General features: G+C 51.2%; 17 protein-coding genes. 3 read left to right on the top strand and 14 right to left on the bottom strand.

Annotated elements, in window-relative coordinates; translation table 11 throughout:
• Window positions 1-23: 23 nt before the first annotated feature.
• The 8 genes from NQ534_RS16455 to secA form a co-directional block, all read right to left on the bottom strand.
• Entirely contained in the window at window positions 24-1226 is a 1203-nt protein-coding gene (locus NQ534_RS16455) for a cofactor-independent phosphoglycerate mutase (RefSeq protein ID WP_040784530.1), read from the bottom strand.
• 33 nt (window positions 1227-1259) lie between these two features.
• Complete coding sequence (locus NQ534_RS16450) at window positions 1260-2480, bottom strand: homoserine dehydrogenase (RefSeq protein WP_006863368.1); 1221 nt, start codon at window positions 2478-2480, stop codon at window positions 1260-1262.
• Between the two features lie 14 nt (window positions 2481-2494).
• Window positions 2495-2938, bottom strand: a complete 444-nt coding sequence (locus tag NQ534_RS16445; RefSeq protein ID WP_006863369.1) for an ACT domain-containing protein — start codon at window positions 2936-2938, stop codon at window positions 2495-2497.
• 36 nt (window positions 2939-2974) lie between these two features.
• Complete coding sequence (locus NQ534_RS16440; protein ID WP_006863370.1) at window positions 2975-3868, bottom strand: TPM domain-containing protein; 894 nt, start codon at window positions 3866-3868, stop codon at window positions 2975-2977.
• Window positions 3862-4974 carry a TFIIB-type zinc ribbon-containing protein gene (locus NQ534_RS16435; RefSeq protein ID WP_006863371.1) on the bottom strand — a complete coding sequence of 371 codons (1113 nt, stop codon included), beginning with the start codon at window positions 4972-4974 and terminating at the stop codon, window positions 3862-3864. The genes NQ534_RS16440 and NQ534_RS16435 overlap by 7 nt, the downstream gene beginning before the upstream one ends.
• A 3-nt stretch (window positions 4975-4977) precedes the next feature.
• Entirely contained in the window at window positions 4978-6177 is a 1200-nt protein-coding gene (locus NQ534_RS16430; protein ID WP_006863372.1) for an SPFH domain-containing protein, read from the bottom strand.
• A protein-coding gene (prfB, locus tag NQ534_RS16425; RefSeq protein ID WP_143115828.1) for a peptide chain release factor 2 occupies window positions 6178-7303 on the bottom strand; the annotation gives its coding sequence in 2 pieces (ribosomal slippage) (window positions 6178-7227 and window positions 7229-7303; 1125 coding nt in all).
• Between the two features lie 214 nt (window positions 7304-7517).
• The gene (gene secA / locus NQ534_RS16420) at window positions 7518-10085 is read right to left on the bottom strand and encodes a preprotein translocase subunit SecA (protein WP_006863374.1); all 2568 of its coding nucleotides are present in this window, start codon (window positions 10083-10085) and stop codon (window positions 7518-7520) included.
• A 215-nt stretch (window positions 10086-10300) separates the two neighbouring features.
• Between secA and NQ534_RS16415 the strand changes: the two genes are divergently transcribed.
• Window positions 10301-11992 carry an AAA family ATPase gene (locus tag NQ534_RS16415; RefSeq protein WP_006863375.1) on the top strand — a complete coding sequence of 564 codons (1692 nt, stop codon included), beginning with the start codon at window positions 10301-10303 and terminating at the stop codon, window positions 11990-11992.
• 137 nt (window positions 11993-12129) lie between these two features.
• On the opposite strand, the gene hpf is transcribed toward NQ534_RS16415, so the two are convergent.
• The 6 genes from hpf to NQ534_RS16385 form a co-directional block, all read right to left on the bottom strand.
• Window positions 12130-12660 (bottom strand): ribosome hibernation-promoting factor, HPF/YfiA family, encoded by a 531-nt coding sequence (gene hpf / locus NQ534_RS16410; protein WP_006863376.1) that lies wholly within the window; start codon window positions 12658-12660, stop codon window positions 12130-12132.
• Window positions 12661-12887: 227 nt separating this feature from the next.
• Window positions 12888-13673 (bottom strand): phosphoribosylformimino-5-aminoimidazole carboxamide ribotide isomerase, encoded by a 786-nt coding sequence (gene hisA / locus NQ534_RS16405; protein WP_006863378.1) that lies wholly within the window; start codon window positions 13671-13673, stop codon window positions 12888-12890.
• Window positions 13674-13906: 233 nt separating this feature from the next.
• Window positions 13907-14593, bottom strand: a complete 687-nt coding sequence (locus tag NQ534_RS16400) for a GNAT family N-acetyltransferase (protein WP_242655390.1) — start codon at window positions 14591-14593, stop codon at window positions 13907-13909.
• A 56-nt stretch (window positions 14594-14649) separates the two neighbouring features.
• Window positions 14650-15186: a BUD32 family EKC/KEOPS complex subunit gene (locus NQ534_RS16395; protein WP_006863381.1), complete on the bottom strand. Its 537-nt coding sequence runs from the start codon at window positions 15184-15186 to the stop codon at window positions 14650-14652.
• Between the two features lie 132 nt (window positions 15187-15318).
• Window positions 15319-15642 carry a transcriptional regulator gene (locus tag NQ534_RS16390; RefSeq protein WP_006863382.1) on the bottom strand — a complete coding sequence of 108 codons (324 nt, stop codon included), beginning with the start codon at window positions 15640-15642 and terminating at the stop codon, window positions 15319-15321.
• Entirely contained in the window at window positions 15629-16309 is a 681-nt protein-coding gene (locus tag NQ534_RS16385) for a hypothetical protein (RefSeq protein ID WP_006863383.1), read from the bottom strand. The genes NQ534_RS16390 and NQ534_RS16385 overlap by 14 nt, the downstream gene beginning before the upstream one ends.
• Before the next feature lie 224 nt (window positions 16310-16533).
• Between NQ534_RS16385 and NQ534_RS16380 the strand changes: the two genes are divergently transcribed.
• Both NQ534_RS16380 and NQ534_RS16375 read left to right on the top strand, forming a co-directional pair.
• Window positions 16534-16992: a MarR family winged helix-turn-helix transcriptional regulator gene (locus NQ534_RS16380; RefSeq protein ID WP_006863384.1), complete on the top strand. Its 459-nt coding sequence runs from the start codon at window positions 16534-16536 to the stop codon at window positions 16990-16992.
• Window positions 16973-17431, top strand: coding sequence for a GNAT family N-acetyltransferase (locus NQ534_RS16375; RefSeq protein WP_006863385.1), 459 nt, complete (start codon window positions 16973-16975; stop codon window positions 17429-17431). Before NQ534_RS16380 ends, NQ534_RS16375 begins: the two co-directional genes overlap by 20 nt.
• Window positions 17432-17551 lie beyond the last annotated feature (120 nt).

The following is a 17551-nucleotide window of genomic DNA, read 5'->3' as shown; positions in this document are numbered from 1 at the left end:
ATACATTGCGGCCCGCCGCCTTCTTATTCCATGCCGAGCAGATACGGCATCATTTTGTGCCCCTGTGCAATGTAGTTTCCGCTCGCCTTCGCTTCCCGCTCATTGTATTTCCAGGAATGCTCCTGCAGCTTCGTGCTGTCATAGAGCAGATACGGAACCGGGTCGGCAGTATGCGTGCGCACGCGGATGGGGGTCGGATGGTCCGGAAGCACCAGCAGACGGAATTCCTCCCCGGACGCCGTCATCTGCTCATAGACCGGCTTTATCACCTGCTCATCCAGATATTCTACCGCCTGGATTTTGCGCTCTGCGCTGCCCTGGTGTCCCATTTCGTCCGGCGCTTCCACATGGATGTAGGCAAAGTCATAGCCGTCCTTCAGGACCGCGTCCACCGCCGCCTGCGCCTTTCCCCGGTAATTCGTGTGCAGACCGCCGTTCGCGCCCTCCACCGCAATATTTTTCATTCCGGCGCCGACTGCGATTCCCTTCAGCAGATCGACCGCGGAAATCATTACGCCTTTTTTATGAAACGTTTCCTCAAAGGAGGTGAGAGCCGGCTTTGTCCCGGCGCCCCAGAACCAGCAGCTGTTCGCCGGATTCTTTCCCTGTCTCCGGCGCTCCCGGTTAATCGGATGCTCCGCCAGAATCTCATAGCTTCTCTCCTGCATTTCGCGCAGCACAGCATCCTGCGGAAGGTATTCTCCGATGCACTGCGTCAGAATATCGTGCGGCTGCGCAAGCGGCACGACCCTGCCGTTTTCCCATATCAGGCAGTGACGGTAGCTGGTTCCGACGTAAAAATGATAGCCGTCCCGCTCCAGCTCCCGCTGCACCGCCTGCAGCAGCACCGCCGCGTCCTCCGTGGAAATCTCCCCGGAGCTGTGGTCAATCATGATTTTTTCGCTGTAGGAGCCCTCCTCCGACAGCGTGACAAGGTTGCAGCGCAGCGCCACATCCGTATCCTTCATGGGCACCCCGATGCTCAGAGCCTCCAGCGGTGAGCGCCCGGAATAATAAATTTCCGGGTCGTATCCCATCACAGAAAGGTTTGCCGTGTCGCTTCCCGGCTTCATCCCCTCCGGAATCGTGTGCAGCAGTCCAATCTCCGACTGTGCGGCAAGCGCGTCCATCATCGGTGTTTTTGCATATTCCAGCGGTGTTTTTCCCTCCAGGGAGGCAATCGGTTCATCCGCCATGCCGTCTCCTAAAACCACGATATATTTCATAATTTTCATCCTCGCTCTGTTTATCGCCTGTTTTTATATACTGCGGATACGTATCCGGCTGATTACGCTTCCAAGGCGCTCCGCCCGCACCGCGTACTCCGCTTCCGTCATAATGCCCGTGGTAAAGCCAAATTCTCCCTCCAGCTCCGGAATCCGGATAAAGTGCACGCTTCCGAAAATCTCTTCCACGCGCGCACGCTCCTCCTCCAGGCTGCCTGCTGCGCGCACGAAGAAGCTTCTCTGGGAGTTGCTGATATCTGTCAGCTCCAGCTTATGGCTGCTCCAGAAAGCCATGATGCTGCGGTGCAGATGCTTCGCCTCGTCGATCACATCCGAAACGACCGCGCTCGCCGTCGGCAGCTTGCCTGCCCCACGCCCGTAAAACATGGCGTCGCCGAGAACGTTTCCGTGTACAAAAATCGCGTTAAACACGCCGTTTACACTGTACAGCGGGTCTGTCGGGTCCACCAGCACCGGGGCAACCATCGCGTAAAAGCTCTCCCCCGCCTTTTTGCTGAAGCCGAGCAGCTTGATGGCTTTGCCCATTTCCCTGGCGTACTTAAAGTCCGCCGCCGTGATATTGGTGATGCCCTCCGTATAGATGTCTTCAAAGTCCACCTGTCTGCCAAATGCAAGGGAGGAAAGGATCGCAATCTTGCGGCAGGCATCGTATCCTTCCACATCCGCCGCCGGGTTGCGCTCCGCATATCCCTTTTCCTGTGCTTCCTTCAGAACGTCGTCGTACTCGCGCCCCTCCGTTGCCATCTTCGTGAGCATATAATTGGTGGTGCCGTTTAAAATACCGGCGATTTCGTCGATTTCGTCCGCTGTCAGAGAAGAGTTTAAGGGGCGGATAATCGGAATGCCGCCTCCGCAGCTCGCCTCAAACAGATAATTGATGTTCCGCTCCTTCGCCAGCTCCAGCAGCTCCGCGCCATGCTTCGCCACCAGCTCCTTATTGGAGGTGCAGACGCTTTTTCCCGCAAGCAGGCACTGCTTCGTATAGGTGTACGCCGGCTCCAGACCGCCCATCACCTCCACCACGATCTTAACCTCCGGGTCGTTCAGAATAATATTGAAATCGTGAACGATTTTTTCCTGGATGGGATCGCCCTCAAAATCGCGCAAGTCCAGCACGTATTTGATGTTGATTTCCTCACCGGCTTTTTTGTTGATGCTGCTGTGATTTGTATTGATTACCTCCACGACACCGGAGCCTACCGTGCCGTATCCTAATACTGCAATATGTATCATAATCTTCCTCCTCTTTATTCCCGTCCGAGAATCTTCAGATAGTGAATCCCCGGCAGGTTTTCCAGCTCTGCAAACATTGTCATCGTGTCGCCCGTGGCAGGCAGGATGTCGATGCCCAGCGTAAGCGACGCGATACCGTTGATGGGAATGGTCTGGTGGATCGTCAGAACATTTGCCCGGTAACCGGCAATGATGTTTAAAACCTCTGACAACAGCCCCGGCTCATCGTCCATCTGAAGAATAAAGGTAATATTTTTTCCTTTACTGTTCTCATGAAAAGGGAATATATCATCCTTATATTTGTAAAACGAGCTCCGGCTGATTCCCACAGCCTCCACCGCATCCTGCACGGTAGCTGCGCGTTCCGACTCCAGCAGGCGCTTTGCCTCCACTACCTTCAGAAGCACCTCCGGAACCGCCTTTTCCTTTACCACATAATACTGATGATGTGCCGTCATAATCTCTCCTTTGCCCGTCCTGAATCCCGCCGCGTCCTAAAAGCTTCTTCCGTGTCCGCCGCCAAAAGTCCCTCCGCCGCTTGAGGTGTGCGTAGAACTTCGTCCGCCGGAAGAGCCGCCTGCGCCGCTGCCCGGAGGCGGATTTTTCGGAATCCGTCTGTGGGTGACAAACTGGTTCACCAGACGGTCCTCTTTTCCGGTTATGCGGATGTCGGCGTCTGACCCCACAGAATACTCATATTTTTCCACTCTGCGGTACTTCCGGTATAAAAACGCACAGGCAAGCGCAGCACAGCACAGCGATACGCCCAGCGCCAGCAGCCAGTCGCCCGCCGAAAGGCTGCGGTGGCGGATAATCTGCCCTGTCTCTGTATCGTAGGTGTACTGATTATCCGGAATCCCCTTTTTCATGAAAGCGGCTGTCCGCTCCAGCATGGCAAGCATCGCTTCCCCGTAATCACCGTCCGCCGCATATTCATAGCCCGCGTCGTAAATATCCTCCTCGCGCGCATCCGTGATATAGAGAATCATTTCTTTGTTTGTCACCAGGTTCAGCTCCCGGTTGTCCATATCGATCAGCAGCACGATTCCGCCGCGCTTTCCGTCCGTATCGTAGCCGCCGTCTTCATAAAACCGCTCCGCCACATCGCGGGAGGACTGTCCCTGCGCATCCGCCGTCGTGAGCATCAGAAAATTCATATTATATGTTTCTTCCAGCTCCTGCGCAAGCTGATTAAGCTGCGCCGTCTCCTCCTGCGTAAACAGCCCGGCTTTGTCAAAAACACAGCCGGAGGCTTTTGCGCACAGGGCAGAACCGCAGATAAACAGCGCCGCCGCGCAGACTGCGAAAACAGCACGAAGCAGCAAAAATGCACTGCCGGGCAGCCGCTTTTCCCTGATATCATATGTAACTGCCTGTCTCTCTACCATAGGAAGTACCCTCCCATCAGCAGAAGCAGAAGCAGCGGCAGGAAAACGCCCAGAAACAGCAGCGCCATACGCGCCTTATCGATTGGGAGCACCCCGCATATCTTTCTGGTCTGCCCGTTCATGGCATAATAATAAAGCTTTCCGTCCGCACCTCTGTACGTGAGCACCCACACCGGCAGCAGCAGATATTTCCACGTTTCCTCCTGCATATGCACGCGCGTATCGCGCGTCTGCGTCGTCATATAGCCGGATACGCTGGAGTGCAGCATTTTTCCGGCGTAATCCCGGACCTCCTGCTCCACCCCCGCCGATATCTCCGCTTTTTCGATATCGCGTTTTTCCGCAAAAAAACCGGACAGATAACCCATAGAAAAATCCTTCGCCTCTTCCAGACGGAACGGCTGTACCGCCTCCACAAGCTGCCGGTTTTCTTTATTCAGCGCTTCGCGCGTCAGATTCCGGAAAGTAAGCTCTGCGCGCCGCTCCACATCATAGACCTTTGTCTCTGTGTATTCCAGCTCTCCCATCTGCCAGACGCGCACCTTCTGTGCGCTTCCCTGCCACTGTCCGTCCGCCAGGCAGGAATATGTCCAGAACGGGAAATATACGCCGCTGATTTTTTCAATCTGCTCCTTGCAGAAAAAGTCCTTCGGGACAAATTTTTTGCCGCGGACATACTTTAAGAAGTCTTCCACCGCCTCTTTTTTGTCCACCGCGAAGGGAATCACAAGGTCCGGCTCGTATTCCCCGGAGAGCCTTCCCTTCAGCACGACCGGATTGTGGCAATAGTAGCAGAAGGTCGCCGCCGTCGTCGCGTCCGTCACGATTTCCGCCCCGCAGCCCGGACAGGAATATACCACCGCGCCCTGTTCCTCTTTCCCGCCATCATCGTTCTGCGCACTCTCCTGTCCGCCCTGCCCTGCCTTTTGTCCGCCACGCGCGTGCACATGCGGCGCAGTTTCTTCGCCGGAAGCCTGCGGATTTGCCGCCTCCAGCTCCTCCTGGGTAAACAGGGAGATACAGTACTCGCATTTATACTTCTGCGTCGACGGGTCAAAACGCAGATCACCGCCGCAGTTCGGGCATTTATAGCTGATTACCGCCATAAGCTACGCACGCGGCTTTCCGCACTGGCTGCAGAAGTTGCCGTTATTGACTGCCCCGCAGGAACAGGTCCACGTGCCGGCTGACGGAGCCGGTCTGCCGCACTGGCTGCAGAAATTGCCGTTATTGACCGCCCCGCAGGAGCAGGTCCACGCGCTCCGCTGCGGCGCCTGCTGCATACCGGCCCCTGCCGCCTGCGCGTTCTGCTGCATCTGCTGCAGATTCGCCTGGGAAGCCTGCCCGACAAAGCCGCCCGCCGCGTTCATCCCCATATTCATGCCCATAAAGCCTGCCGCTGCGCCGTTCGGGTTGGAGCCTGCCGCCTGCATTCCGCCCGCCACCGCGGACTGCACATAGCCCTGACGGATATTCGGGTCACCCATCATCGCGCCCTGGTTGCGCATGTTGATCAGCCGCTGCGATTCCTCATCATAGGAAATGCTGGCGATGCCGACCGACTGAATCTGCATCCCGCGCGTTTTCGTCCAGGTATCGTCGAGCACGTCCGCCATATATCTGCCAAGCTCGGACGCTTTCGAGGACACATAGGAAATACGGACGCCCTCCGCCGACATGCGGTTGATCGCCGTCTGCAGCGCCTCCAGAAATTCCGACAGATACTGGGCGTTGATATCCTCAATCTGCACCTGGACGGCATTTCTCGGAACCGCCTCCGCATAGAATTTCAGCGGGTCGGTGATTTTTATGGAATAGGTGCCGTGCGCGCGCAGAAACAGCTCCGCGTTGTAAAAACTGTCAAAATAGTTTACCGCATTGCGGGTGCCGAATTTGATGCCCTTGATTTCCTGCAGATTGATATAGAACACCTTCTGCGCGACCGGCGTCGTGCCGCCGTATCTCAGACGCGCAAAGGATTCCTGCAGCGCATCGTCAAACTGTCCGTTGAACATCGACGGCAGCGAGGAATTTTTTACTGTATAGTACCCCGGCTCCGCTGTGTAATCAATGATTCTGCCGCCGTCCGTCAGAATCATGAACTGATTGTCATAAACATGGATGACGGAGCCGTCGGAAATCGTATCCGGCGTTCCCCGGCGGTTGCTTCCGCGCCGCACCGTCACGCCTTTCGTGAGTACGGTTCCTTCGCCCATTTCTCCCGGCTCGACGACCTCCAGAAACTGGTCGTTCACCGCAGAATTTACAGTTCCCCTTATGGTACTAAATGCCGTTCTGATAATTCCCATTTATGCTTCCTCCTGTTTTGTTCCAAGCGCGATCCACTTCAGATACGCATTGATGAACAGGTCAATATTTCCGTCCATGACGCTGTCCACATTGCCGGTCTCCGCATTAGTGCGGTGGTCCTTGACCATCGTGTACGGCTGCATGACATAGGAGCGGATCTGGTTGCCCCAGCCAATCTCCTTCACCTCTCCGCGGATACCGGAAACCTTCTCCGCATTCTCCTGCTGCTTCAGAAGATAGAGCTTTGCTTTCAGCATCTGCATCGCCTTGTCCTTATTCTGGAACTGCGAGCGCTCATTCTGGCACTGCACCACGATATTCGTAGGCAGATGGGTGATGCGGACTGCCGAAGAGGTCTTGTTAATGTGCTGTCCGCCGGCGCCGCTGGAGCGGTAGGTATCGATGCGCAGATCCTCCTCGCGGATTTCGATATCCAAATCCTCCTCTATATCCGGCATCACATCGCAGGATACAAACGAGGTCTGCCGCTTGCCCGCCGCGTTGAACGGCGAAATCCGCACCAGACGGTGCACGCCCTTCTCGGATTTCAGGTAACCGTAGGCATTTTCCCCGCGCACCTCAAAGGTGACGGATTTGATGCCCGCTTCCTCGCCGTCCAGATAATCCAGCACCTCCACGGTGTAGCCCTTTTTATCCGCCCAGCGCGTATACATGCGGTACAGCATACCCGCCCAGTCGCAGGATTCCGTGCCGCCCGCGCCCGCGTGAAGCGTCACGATAGCGTCATTTTTATCATATTCCCCGGACAGCAGCGTGCGGATGCGGATATTCTCAAACGTCGCGATAAAGGAATCCAGCGTCTCCTGGATCTCCAGAATCAGCGACGCATCGTTCTCCTCGTATGCCATCTCGATCAGCGTCTCAATTTCCTCGTACTGCTCCTTTAAAACGGCATACGTCTCCACATCGTCCTTTAATGCCTTCAGGGTCTTCATGGATTCCTGCGAGCTCTCCGGGTCGTCCCAGAAATCGGGCTCCTCCATTTTCCGCTCTAATTCTTCAATCCGCTTCTCTTTGTTAGCGAGGTCAAAGTGAATCCCTCACTTCCAGTAATGGTTTTTTGTATGTTCCAAGCGTATAGCGGAACTGATCTAATTCGACCATTCTGTCACCTTCTTTCTACAAATTTTCATTAAAAGCCCGGTCTCCGTGGCAGAGCGCTGTGTAAGCCCGCTTACGCAGGCGCTCTGACATGTGAGACGCTATCACGTATGAGCAAAAAAGCTGCAAGCGCCAGGCTCCTCTGTACTTCCCATAGCTTTCCGGGGGAATACCTGCGAAGATACCTGGCGTTATCTTTTTCCTCTATAACATCATTTTATTTTTTACGTCCGCAGCACTGTTTATACTTCTTACCGCTTCCGCAAGGACACGGGTCGTTCGGATACACCTTCTCCGCGGCGCGCTTCTGCGGCGCTCTCGCAAGCGTATCGTCCTTATTCGTTCCGGTCACTTTTGCGACTTCCTCGCGCTCCACCTTCTCTTCCACGCGGACATGGAACAGGAGACGCAGCGTATCGAGCTGGATGTTCGCCGTCATTTCATCAAACATTTCAAAGCCGCTCATCTTATATTCCACAAGCGGATCCTTCTGCCCGTAAGCCTGCAGACCGATACCCTGACGGAGCTGGTCCATATCATCGATGTGATCCATCCACTTGCGGTCGATTACCTTCAGGATGATGACGCGCTCCAGCTCACGCATTTCCTCCGGAAACGGGAACAGCTTTTCTTTCTCCGCATAAAGCTCCTGCGCCTGCTCCACAAGCTGCTCCTTCAGCTCCTTCTTGCTCAGCTTCGCGACATCCTCCGGCTTCAGCGGCTTTAACGGGATGGTCGGCAGAAGGATAGAATTCAGCTCATTCACATCCCATTCGGAGCTGTCCTGGTGGTCGCCGATTACCTGGTCCACCGTGCGTCCGATCACGTCTTTAATCATCTTCGTGATGGCGTCGCGCATGTTCTCGCCGTCCAGCACGCGGCGTCTCTCCGCATAGATAATCTCACGCTGCTCGTTGTTTACCTGGTCATATTCCAGCAGGTTTTTACGGATACCGTAGTTGTTGCCCTCGATCTTCTCCTGCGCCTTCTCGATGGAGGAGGACAGCATCTTATGCTCAATCTGCTCGTTTTCCTCCACGCCGAGGGAGCGGAACACGCCCATCAGACGCTCGGAGCCGAACAGACGCATCAGGTCATCCTCCAGCGAAATATAGAATCTGGATTCTCCGGGGTCGCCCTGACGTCCGGAACGTCCGCGGAGCTGATTGTCGATACGCCGCGATTCGTGACGCTCCGTACCGATGATTTTCAGACCGCCCAGCTCTCTGGATATGTCATCCAGCTTGATATCGGTACCACGCCCCGCCATGTTGGTGGCAATGGTAACTGCGCCGTGTACGCCGGCATCGGCAACGATTTCCGCCTCCAGCTCATGAAACTTGGCGTTCAGCACCTTATGCGGAATGCCGCGCTTTTTCAGCATACCGGAGAGCAGCTCGGATATATCGATCGTGATGGTGCCCACCAACACCGGCTGTCCCTTCTTGTGGGCTTCCTCGATGGCATTGACCACCGCGTTGTATTTTTCCTTCTTCGTCATGTAAACGGCGTCTTCCAGATCCACACGCGCCACTGGCTTGTTGGTCGGGATCTCGATAACGTCCATGCCGTAGATGTCACGGAACTCTTTTTCCTCGGTGAGCGCCGTACCGGTCATGCCCGCCTTCTTGTCATATTTATTAAAGAAGTTCTGGAAGGTGATGGTGGCAAGCGTCTTGCTCTCACGCTTTACCTTCACATGCTCCTTCGCCTCGATTGCCTGATGCAGACCGTCGGAGTAGCGGCGTCCCGGCATGATACGTCCGGTAAATTCATCGACGATCATAACCTGGTCGTCCTTTACCACATAATCCTGGTCGCGGAACATCAGATAATTCGCGCGCAGCGCCAGATCGACGTTGTGCTGGATCTCCAGGTTCTCCGCATCGGAAAAGTTTTCAATCTGGAAGAATTTCTCTACCTTTTCCACACCCTGCTGTGTGAGGGTAACGATTTTATCTTTTTCATTGACAATGAAGTCGCCGGTCTCGGTGATTTCCTCGCCCATGATTGCCGACATCTTTGTGACCTCGCCGCTCGCCTCGCCGCGCTGGAGCTGACGCGCCAGAATGTCCGCCACCTCGTAGAGCTTTGTGGATTTTCCGCTCTGCCCGGAAATAATCAGCGGGGTACGCGCTTCATCGATCAGTACGGAATCGACCTCGTCGATGATGGCGTAATGCAGACCTCTCTGCACAAGCTGCTCCTTGTAGATGACCATGTTATCGCGCAGGTAGTCGAAGCCAAGCTCGTTGTTCGTGATGTAGGTGATGTCGCAGTTATACATTTTGCGGCGCTCGTCGTTGTCCATGTCGTTTAAGACACAGCCGACCGTCAGACCGAGAAATTCATGTACCTTGCCCATCCACTCGGCATCGCGGTGCGCCAGATAATCGTTAACCGTAACGATGTGGACGCCCTTGCCCTCCAGCGCGTTCAGGTACGCCGGGAGCGTGGATACCAGCGTCTTACCTTCACCGGTACGCATCTCGGCGATACGCCCCTGGTGCAGAATGATACCGCCGATGATCTGTACGCGGTACGGCTCCAGACCAATGGCGCGCTTCGCTGCCTCGCGCACTGTCGCAAATGCTTCCGGCAGCAGGTCGTCCAGCGTCTCGCCCTCCGCCAGACGCTTTTTATACTCATCGGTTTTCGCACGGAGCTGCTCATCGGACAGCGCCTGCATGGTCGGGCGCAACGCCTCCACCTTGTCCACCAGCGGCTTGATCCGCTTCAGCTCGTGCTCACTGTGGGTTCCAAATAGCTTTGTAAAAACACTCATTCTTAATACTCCTGTATTCTACAGATAGGATGCATCTGTTTATTTTTAAATACACTACCGATTATTCTATCACCTTTGCGGCATTTACACAATAATTTTTTTCAGCAATTCTGCTTTCAGAGAATTTATCTGTAATCCCTCTTACTACATGGGAAGTTTTATGGTATGATAAACATTAAAGAAATCCGGACAGCCAGGAAAGGAGTGTGGATAAAATGGCAAAAGTGAATCTGCCATATGGCATTGATAATTTTGCAAAGGTGCGGGAAAATAATTGCTACTATATCGATAAGACCGGATTCATTAAGGAACTTCTGGATCGGACATTCGATGTAAATTTAATTACCAGACCACGCCGCTTTGGAAAGACTCTTATGATGAGTATGCTGGCTGAATTTTTTGATATCCGGAAAGATACTAAAAAAATCTTTGAGGGCCTTGAGATCACAAAAGACACCATATTTTGCGAAAAATGGATGAACCAGTGGCCAGTTCTGTTTTTGACGCTGAAAGATGTGGATGGAAGAACATTTAGGAATGCGTATGGGCTGTTGGAACAAACCATCTCAAAACTTTGCATTGAGCACTCGTATCTGGAGACGAGTCCACGTGCAGACAAGACTGACAAAAAAGTCTTTCTGCGTTTAAAGAACCGGGAAGCAGATATGACAGACGTCCAGTGTGCATTAGACACACTGCTTCGTATGCTGAGAGCACATTATGGCAAAGAAGTGATTTTGCTCATTGATGAATATGACGTTCCGTTAGCAAAAGCCAGCGATAATGATTACTATGGTGATATGCTGGAGGTAATACGCAGTCTGCTTGGTATGACATGGAAGTCTGATCCGAACCTAAAGTTTGCTGTGATAACCGGATGCCTCTGGATCGCAAAGGAGAGTATCTTCACAGGAGCAAACAATTTCATCTCCAATTCGGTTTCCAATAAAAAATACCGGGATTGTTTTGGGTTTAGTGAAGCAGAAGTGACCGCATTGCTGGATGCTGCTGAATTACGGGATGCACTGCCTGAGATGAAAAAATGGTATGACGGATACAATTTCGGTGGCAAAGAAATATATTGCCCCTGGGATGTAATCAATCATGTAGATGCGCTGCTGACTGACCGGACTGCAAAGCCGGAAAACTACTGGATCGATACGAGCCACAACAATATTATCCGGCGTTTTATCGACCATCCGCAGATCAATGTCAACGACAAATTTGAGACCCTGCTCGCCGGAGGCGTAATCCAGGAGCCGGTCCGCGAGGACCTGACCTACGATATTGCCCATTCCACAGAGGATAACCTTTGGAGCATCCTGTATCTGACAGGATATCTGACACAGGTTCCGCCAGAGAAACTTCCGGAGGGAATGCAGCCGGAGGATGGAAAAGTGGCGCTGCGCATCCCAAATGAAGAAGTGAAATCTGTGTTCAGCGGTACAATAAAAAAGTGGTTCGAGGAAAAAATTGCAGCACAGGACCGCACTGCCCTGTTTGAAGCCTGGTGGGGCGGCGACGCAAAAAAGCTGACGCAGGAAATCACAGACATCCTGTTTGACACAATCAGTTACTTTGACTATAAAGAAGATTACTATCATGCGATGGTCACAGGTATGTTCCTGGGCGCGGGATATGCAGTGAAGTCAAATTCAGAAGCCGGAACCGGACGGGCGGATGTCATTATAAAAGAACAGCGGCGCAGGCGCGCGCTTGTGATTGAAGTGAAATGGTCTGGAAAAAAAGAAAACGGGAACAACCTGGAAAAGGCGTGTGCGGATGCGCTGGAGCAGATTGAAAAGGAGCAGTACAAGAAGAACCTTGAACTTGAAGGATATAAGACCGTGCTATGTTATGGCGCGGCATTCCGTGGAAAAACGTGTCTGATAAAGGTCGCGGATTAAAGACTGAGCCGGAATTATTTTAAAAGATGCTCCCGCTTAATTTGCATTTTTCCCTTTGCGGCAGTTTTAAACGCCCGCATATTCCAATAATATGCGGGCGTTATTTATAATTTATATATATCTTTTATCCGGCAAATCTAAAACTCCGGTTCTATCAGCCCGTAGGTGTTGCCCTTGCGCTTATATACGACATTTACCTCCTCTGTCTCCGCATTGCAGAATACGAAGAAATTATGTCCGAGCAGTTCCATCTGGATGCAGGCATCTTCCGGATACATCGGCTTGATGCCAAAGTGCTTGGTGCGGATGATGTTCACCTCTTCCGGTTCAACTGTTTCTTCCTTTTCAATAAACTCGCGCCGGAAGTTGCTGCCCTCCTGGTGCTTTGCGATTAATTTGTTTTTATATTTGCGCAGCTGCCGCTCGATTACCTCCTCCACCAGGTCAATCGACACGTACATATCGTTGCTCACCTGCTCCGACCGGATAATATTGCCTTTTACCGGAATCGTGACTTCAATTTTCTGTCTCTCTTTTTCGACACTCATGGTAACGATGATTTCAGTGTCAGGAGTAAAATATCTCTCCAGCTTGCCAAGCTTGTCCATAACAGTGGTCCGGAGCCCCTCCGTAATCTCGATGTTTTTTCCGCTGATAGTAAATCTCATACAATCACTCCTTTTCCGTCAATTTTCCTTCCGGAAGCGGCTGAAATGTTCCCTCCTTCCGCCTCCGTCATAGTATAAGAATACCATGATTTGTCTGATTTTTCAATCGTATTTGTCATATTTCACAAAATTTTAACCAACTACTCAGCTATGCGGCAAATACCAGAAACAGATGCGTCATGCCGGCAGCATGTAAGCAGATGCTTCTGGGATTTGTCATATGGCGTTTAGCCATGAGTCGCCTCCAGAAACGCCAGCACCTCGCGGTACGCCATTGTTCCCCCGAACAAATCCAGCGCACTTCCGATAGTGACGTCGATTTTTCCGCGTCCGAGACGGCCAAGCGCCTCGATATCTGCAAAGCTTCCAACGCCGCCCGCATAAGTCACCGGGATCTTCGCCCAGCTTCCCAGCAGTCCGGCAAGCTCCGTCTCAATGCCCCGCGCTTTGCCCTCCGCGTCGACGGCATGGATGAGAAATTCATCGCAGTATCCGGATAGGTCGTCAAGTACCTGTTCCGTCAGAATCACATCTGTAAACTTCTGCCAGCGATCTGTCACGATATAATACTGCCCGTCCCGCTTCCGGCAGCTTAAATCCAGTACAAGGTGCTCTTTTCCCACCGCACGCATCATTTTTTCAAGATTTTCATAGTGCAGCCTGCCGTCTCTGAACACAAAGCTGGTCACAATCACATGCGACGCCCCGTGCTCCAGCCAGAAGGCGGCGTTATCGTCCCGGATGCCGCCGCCTATCTGCAGCCCGCCACGCCATGCAGCGAGCGCCCGCAGCGCCTGCTCCCTGGTCGCGTCATAATACGGCGACGTCTCCGGATTCAGTAATATAATATGACCGCCGCGAAGGTTGTCTTTCTTATAGAACTCCGCATAAAACGCGGCGTCCGCCTGCGATACAAAATTCTCTTCTGCCCGGTCCCCCTCGTCGCAGAGCGACCCGCCAACAATCTGTTTTACCTTTCCGTTATGAATATCGATACATGGGCGAAAACGCATGATTCTTCCTCTCTTTCTTTTTCTACAGACATACCAAATCGCTGGCACAGCAGGGCTCTTCCGCCATTTTCCCGCTGCGGATGCCTGCCCGGCCGGTGCAGACAGTGTTATTTTCCTTCACAGAAGCATGTCTGCCTGCGCAGGCGGCGTTATTTCCCTTCGCAGAAGCATGTCTGCCTGCGCAGGCGGCGTTATTTCCCTTCGCAGAAGCATGTCTGCCTGCGCAGGCGGCGTCATTTTCCCTCGCATGGGCGGCAGCGTCCGGCGATTTCCAGAAAGGCTTTCTGCGAAGGGGTGTTATCCAGCAGCTCCTTCGGCAGAAAGCTTCCGTCAAATTTCTTTGCCGCATCCGCGTCGACATTGTATATTTCATTTTCAAAGTATTTCCCGGCGATCCCCTCCAGCGCGCCCTCATACAAGCCGTATACCTGCAGGGCATCCGCGAACATATTTTCCGCGTTGCGGATGCCGTAGCGCTCCGCAGGCTCAAAGCCCTGTTTTGCATAATATTCCGGATTGCCGCAGAGAATGATCGCCCGGCAGCCCATCCGCCCGGCAAGCTTTTTTACCTCAGCTATCAGCCCTGCACCGATGCCTCTTTTCTGATACTGCGGCAGCACTGCGATGGGGCCGAGCGTGACCACCTCAAAGCATTCTCCATCATCCCCTGAAATGCAGGATTTTACATTCATAACCTGTCCGATAATTTTCCCGTCCTCTGCCGCGACCAGATCCAGCTCCGGCAGAAAACCCGCGCAGCCGCGCATCTGATGCGCCAGGTAAGGCTCCACGCAGCCCGGCGTGTAAACATTCCAGAAAGCCTCCCGCACTACATTTTCTGTTTCCCGCTGCTCAGAAATCTTTTCTGTCCTTATCTCCAGCATACTGCTCCCTTTCCACTGTTTTCTACTGTTTTTCACTGTTATACTTTCTGCGAAAATTTGCTTTGGTTCCCTCATCAGTTCCGGAAAATCCTCTATGGATGGTTTTTGAGATACTCCATAAATTCCGGTGTCCGGGACCAGTAGTTTTTCCCCCAGTTTTCAAAGCTCCACTCTTCCATATACTGATTGCACTCGTAATCAATGTAATAGAGCAGCTCCTCCTGCACAACAAAATTTGTCGGAAAATAATCAATATTCAGCCCCGCCGCCTCCGCCTGCTGCGCCATTCTTCTTACCTGGCTGACATAGCTCTCCTTCATGGCATCGTCCCTGACCAGCTCATAGATGGTCGGTCCGTCAATATATTCCTTTACGATTCTTTCTCTGGCGATATCGATATCCAGCATTTCCGGAATCCGGATGCCTGCCGCCAGCAGCCTCTGGTAATCATTTCTTTCCGCTTCGATTTTATTGCCGAAAGAATAGTAATCGCACGGTTCATGGTGAATCTGTTTCAGCACACACCTCTTCTGCCCGCTCTTTGCCAGATAAGAGTAGCCGCCCTTTCCGTGCCCCAGCAGCTTTATGATAGTATATTCGGTCTGATTGACCATTATTATTTCCGACATAGCGCTCTCCCACAATTATTATTTTTATCACCTGTATATCTTCTTCATTGTACTAAATTTCGTTCCTGCTGTCCAGCCATTCCGCTTCCAGAGGCAGATTGACAACTCTTTACAGCCAGATGTAAAAAACTCTCATATACACTTTTTTTCTCTCTCTGACTCAGATATAGAAACCGTCTTTAGCATCGATTCTAATAAACTAACATATTCCTCAAACTGCCGGATTCCAAAATCTGTTATTTTATAACTTGTCTTTGGTCGTTTTCCACATATTGTCTTTTCAGACCTGACGTATCCCCATTCTTCAAGTTTTGATAACTGCACGCTGATATTTCCGTCTGTTGCTTTTGTAATCTGTTTTATATCTTTAAATGATTTTTCCCCATCCAGTAAGCAACTGATTAATTTTATTCTGATAGACAGGCTAAATGCTTCTGGTATATTAGATATCTGCATTCTTCTTCTCCCGATATAATAATAATCCAAGACCAATATATCCCCAAATATTCACCAGCAAATAGAACAGTCCTGCCAGTGTAACCTGCCGTTCTATCCCCTTTATAGAAAGTGAATAATATACATCTGGAAAAATATTTATAATAACAAAGCAAAACAAAAGCAGCATGGATAAAACCGTCAGCCATTTTTTATCAACGACATATCCTGTCATAATCATGGCAGTACATACAAGCAGCATATTTATGAGCATTTTATATTCTTCCAGAAGATACATCGAATGCACTGCAAAATTCTTTCCCCACACAATAATTACCAGTCTTGCTGCTAGCATCAAAAAAGGCAATATGGCAGCTATAAGCCCCCATATACTGATTGCCGTCAGATAATATTTGTTAGATGTGTGCTTTTCTCTTCCATATACGAGCAAATATAAAATCACAACCGCCCCTGCTCCCGCCATTTCTACTGCAAAGTTAAAATATGGAATCCCATTGTCCGGATTCCAGATAATGCTTCCTGTCAGATTAAGAATGAAAATTATCCCCTGCACAATGCCATACCCCAAAAACAGCCGGTATGGTCCGGAAAGCTTTCTTTTAGAACATTCAATCGTTGTCTTAATTTCCTCAATATCATTATAAATCTTTTTCTGTGACAATTCCATAACGTTTCTCCTTTTTCTTTATATTGTAAAGTTATTTTTATTGTAAAGCTTCCAAGAGTATATGTCAAGCAAAAATGCCAATGACATAGTTTTTTTAATATGCTGAAACTTTTTCCACGGACCCCTCAACCATAATAAATATCTATAAACAATAGTTGACAAACTCCACTATTTCCTCTATGATGATAGTGGAATTTGTCAACTAATCAAAAAGGAGCAATCTTATGAGTTACAGCAACATTGTAGAGAAAGTGCGGGCGTTTAACCGATTTTACATGCCGGCGATGAATTTACTCGGCAATCACTATCTCGGCTCGGAGTATTCGGTAACGGAGGCAAGGGTCTTTTTTGAAATTTATCAGAGTGAGGGCTGCAACGCCGCCCACATTGCCAGGGTCATGAATATCGACAAGAGCTATCTGAGCAAAATTCTCGCCGGCTATGAAAAAAGCGGCTATCTCTGGAAGGTCTCTTCCGCCAGGGACCGGAGGGCCTGGGATTTATTTCTTACCGAAAAGGGAAAACAGCGGGCGGAGGAGCTGATACGCAAATCAAACGAAGAGATAGAAGCTATCCTGCGGGAGCTTTCCGCAGAGGACCGGCTCCGCATGGAGCAGGCATTTGATACCATCATAGAATTATTGCAAAAAGGAGGCTGCTACAATGAAAATCGTTCCATATGATTCCAGATATAAAGAAGATTTCATCGAAATGAATAAAAAATGGATTTCCGAAATGTTTGCCATTGAAGAGGAGGATATACGGGAGTTAAGCAATATTGAACCAAGTATCGAAAAGGGCGGTCAGATATTTTTTGCTCTCGATGACGACGGTGCGGTAATGGCGTGCTGCATGATTGCCCCAAGAGAAGACGGCGACTGGGAGATCATGAAATTTGCCGCCAGGGGAATGTACACCGGGACTGGCGCGGGCAGCGCATGTCTCCGGGCATGTATCGACTATGCAAAAGAGAAAAAAATCCCAAAAATAATCATCGTATCCAACCACAAATGCGCACAGGCAGTCCATCTTTACCGGAAATTTGGCTTCAGGAAAATTCCGGTCGATAAAAACAAATTTCCCTTCGAGCGGGGCGATATCGCTTTTGAAATGTGCTTTTAAAATGGACTTTTACAGAGAATGTGGTATACTAAAAGCAGAATCCGGCTTCTGCTGCTTCGCACTGGCGGCGCAGCGGCATTACGGAACGTAAAATCAACAATATGGGAGGATGTACTGTGA

Origin of the sequence: Marvinbryantia formatexigens DSM 14469 (assembly GCF_025148285.1) — a bacterium.
GTDB classification, from domain to species: Bacteria; Bacillota; Clostridia; order Lachnospirales; family Lachnospiraceae; genus Marvinbryantia; species Marvinbryantia formatexigens.
This window is presented reverse-complemented; position numbering and strand designations above follow the sequence as displayed.

What these genes read in the sequence shown, in the direction of transcription:
- NQ534_RS16455 (WP_040784530.1), bottom strand. Translation starts at nt 1,226, where the DNA reads ATGAAATATATCGTGGTTTTAGGAGACGGCATGGCGGATGAACCGATT.
- NQ534_RS16450 (WP_006863368.1), bottom strand. Translation starts at nt 2,480, where the DNA reads ATGATACATATTGCAGTATTAGGATACGGCACGGTAGGCTCCGGTGTC.
- NQ534_RS16445 (WP_006863369.1), bottom strand. Translation starts at nt 2,938, where the DNA reads ATGACGGCACATCATCAGTATTATGTGGTAAAGGAAAAGGCGGTTCCG.
- NQ534_RS16440 (WP_006863370.1), bottom strand. Translation starts at nt 3,868, where the DNA reads ATGGTAGAGAGACAGGCAGTTACATATGATATCAGGGAAAAGCGGCTG.
- NQ534_RS16435 (WP_006863371.1), bottom strand. Translation starts at nt 4,974, where the DNA reads ATGGCGGTAATCAGCTATAAATGCCCGAACTGCGGCGGTGATCTGCGT.
- NQ534_RS16430 (WP_006863372.1), bottom strand. Translation starts at nt 6,177, where the DNA reads ATGGGAATTATCAGAACGGCATTTAGTACCATAAGGGGAACTGTAAAT.
- secA (WP_006863374.1), bottom strand. Translation starts at nt 10,085, where the DNA reads ATGAGTGTTTTTACAAAGCTATTTGGAACCCACAGTGAGCACGAGCTG.
- NQ534_RS16415 (WP_006863375.1), top strand. Translation starts at nt 10,301, where the DNA reads ATGGCAAAAGTGAATCTGCCATATGGCATTGATAATTTTGCAAAGGTG.
- hpf (WP_006863376.1), bottom strand. Translation starts at nt 12,660, where the DNA reads ATGAGATTTACTATCAGCGGAAAAAACATCGAGATTACGGAGGGGCTC.
- hisA (WP_006863378.1), bottom strand. Translation starts at nt 13,673, where the DNA reads ATGCGTTTTCGCCCATGTATCGATATTCATAACGGAAAGGTAAAACAG.
- NQ534_RS16395 (WP_006863381.1), bottom strand. Translation starts at nt 15,186, where the DNA reads ATGTCGGAAATAATAATGGTCAATCAGACCGAATATACTATCATAAAG.
- NQ534_RS16390 (WP_006863382.1), bottom strand. Translation starts at nt 15,642, where the DNA reads ATGCAGATATCTAATATACCAGAAGCATTTAGCCTGTCTATCAGAATA.
- NQ534_RS16385 (WP_006863383.1), bottom strand. Translation starts at nt 16,309, where the DNA reads ATGGAATTGTCACAGAAAAAGATTTATAATGATATTGAGGAAATTAAG.
- NQ534_RS16380 (WP_006863384.1), top strand. Translation starts at nt 16,534, where the DNA reads ATGAGTTACAGCAACATTGTAGAGAAAGTGCGGGCGTTTAACCGATTT.
- NQ534_RS16375 (WP_006863385.1), top strand. Translation starts at nt 16,973, where the DNA reads ATGAAAATCGTTCCATATGATTCCAGATATAAAGAAGATTTCATCGAA.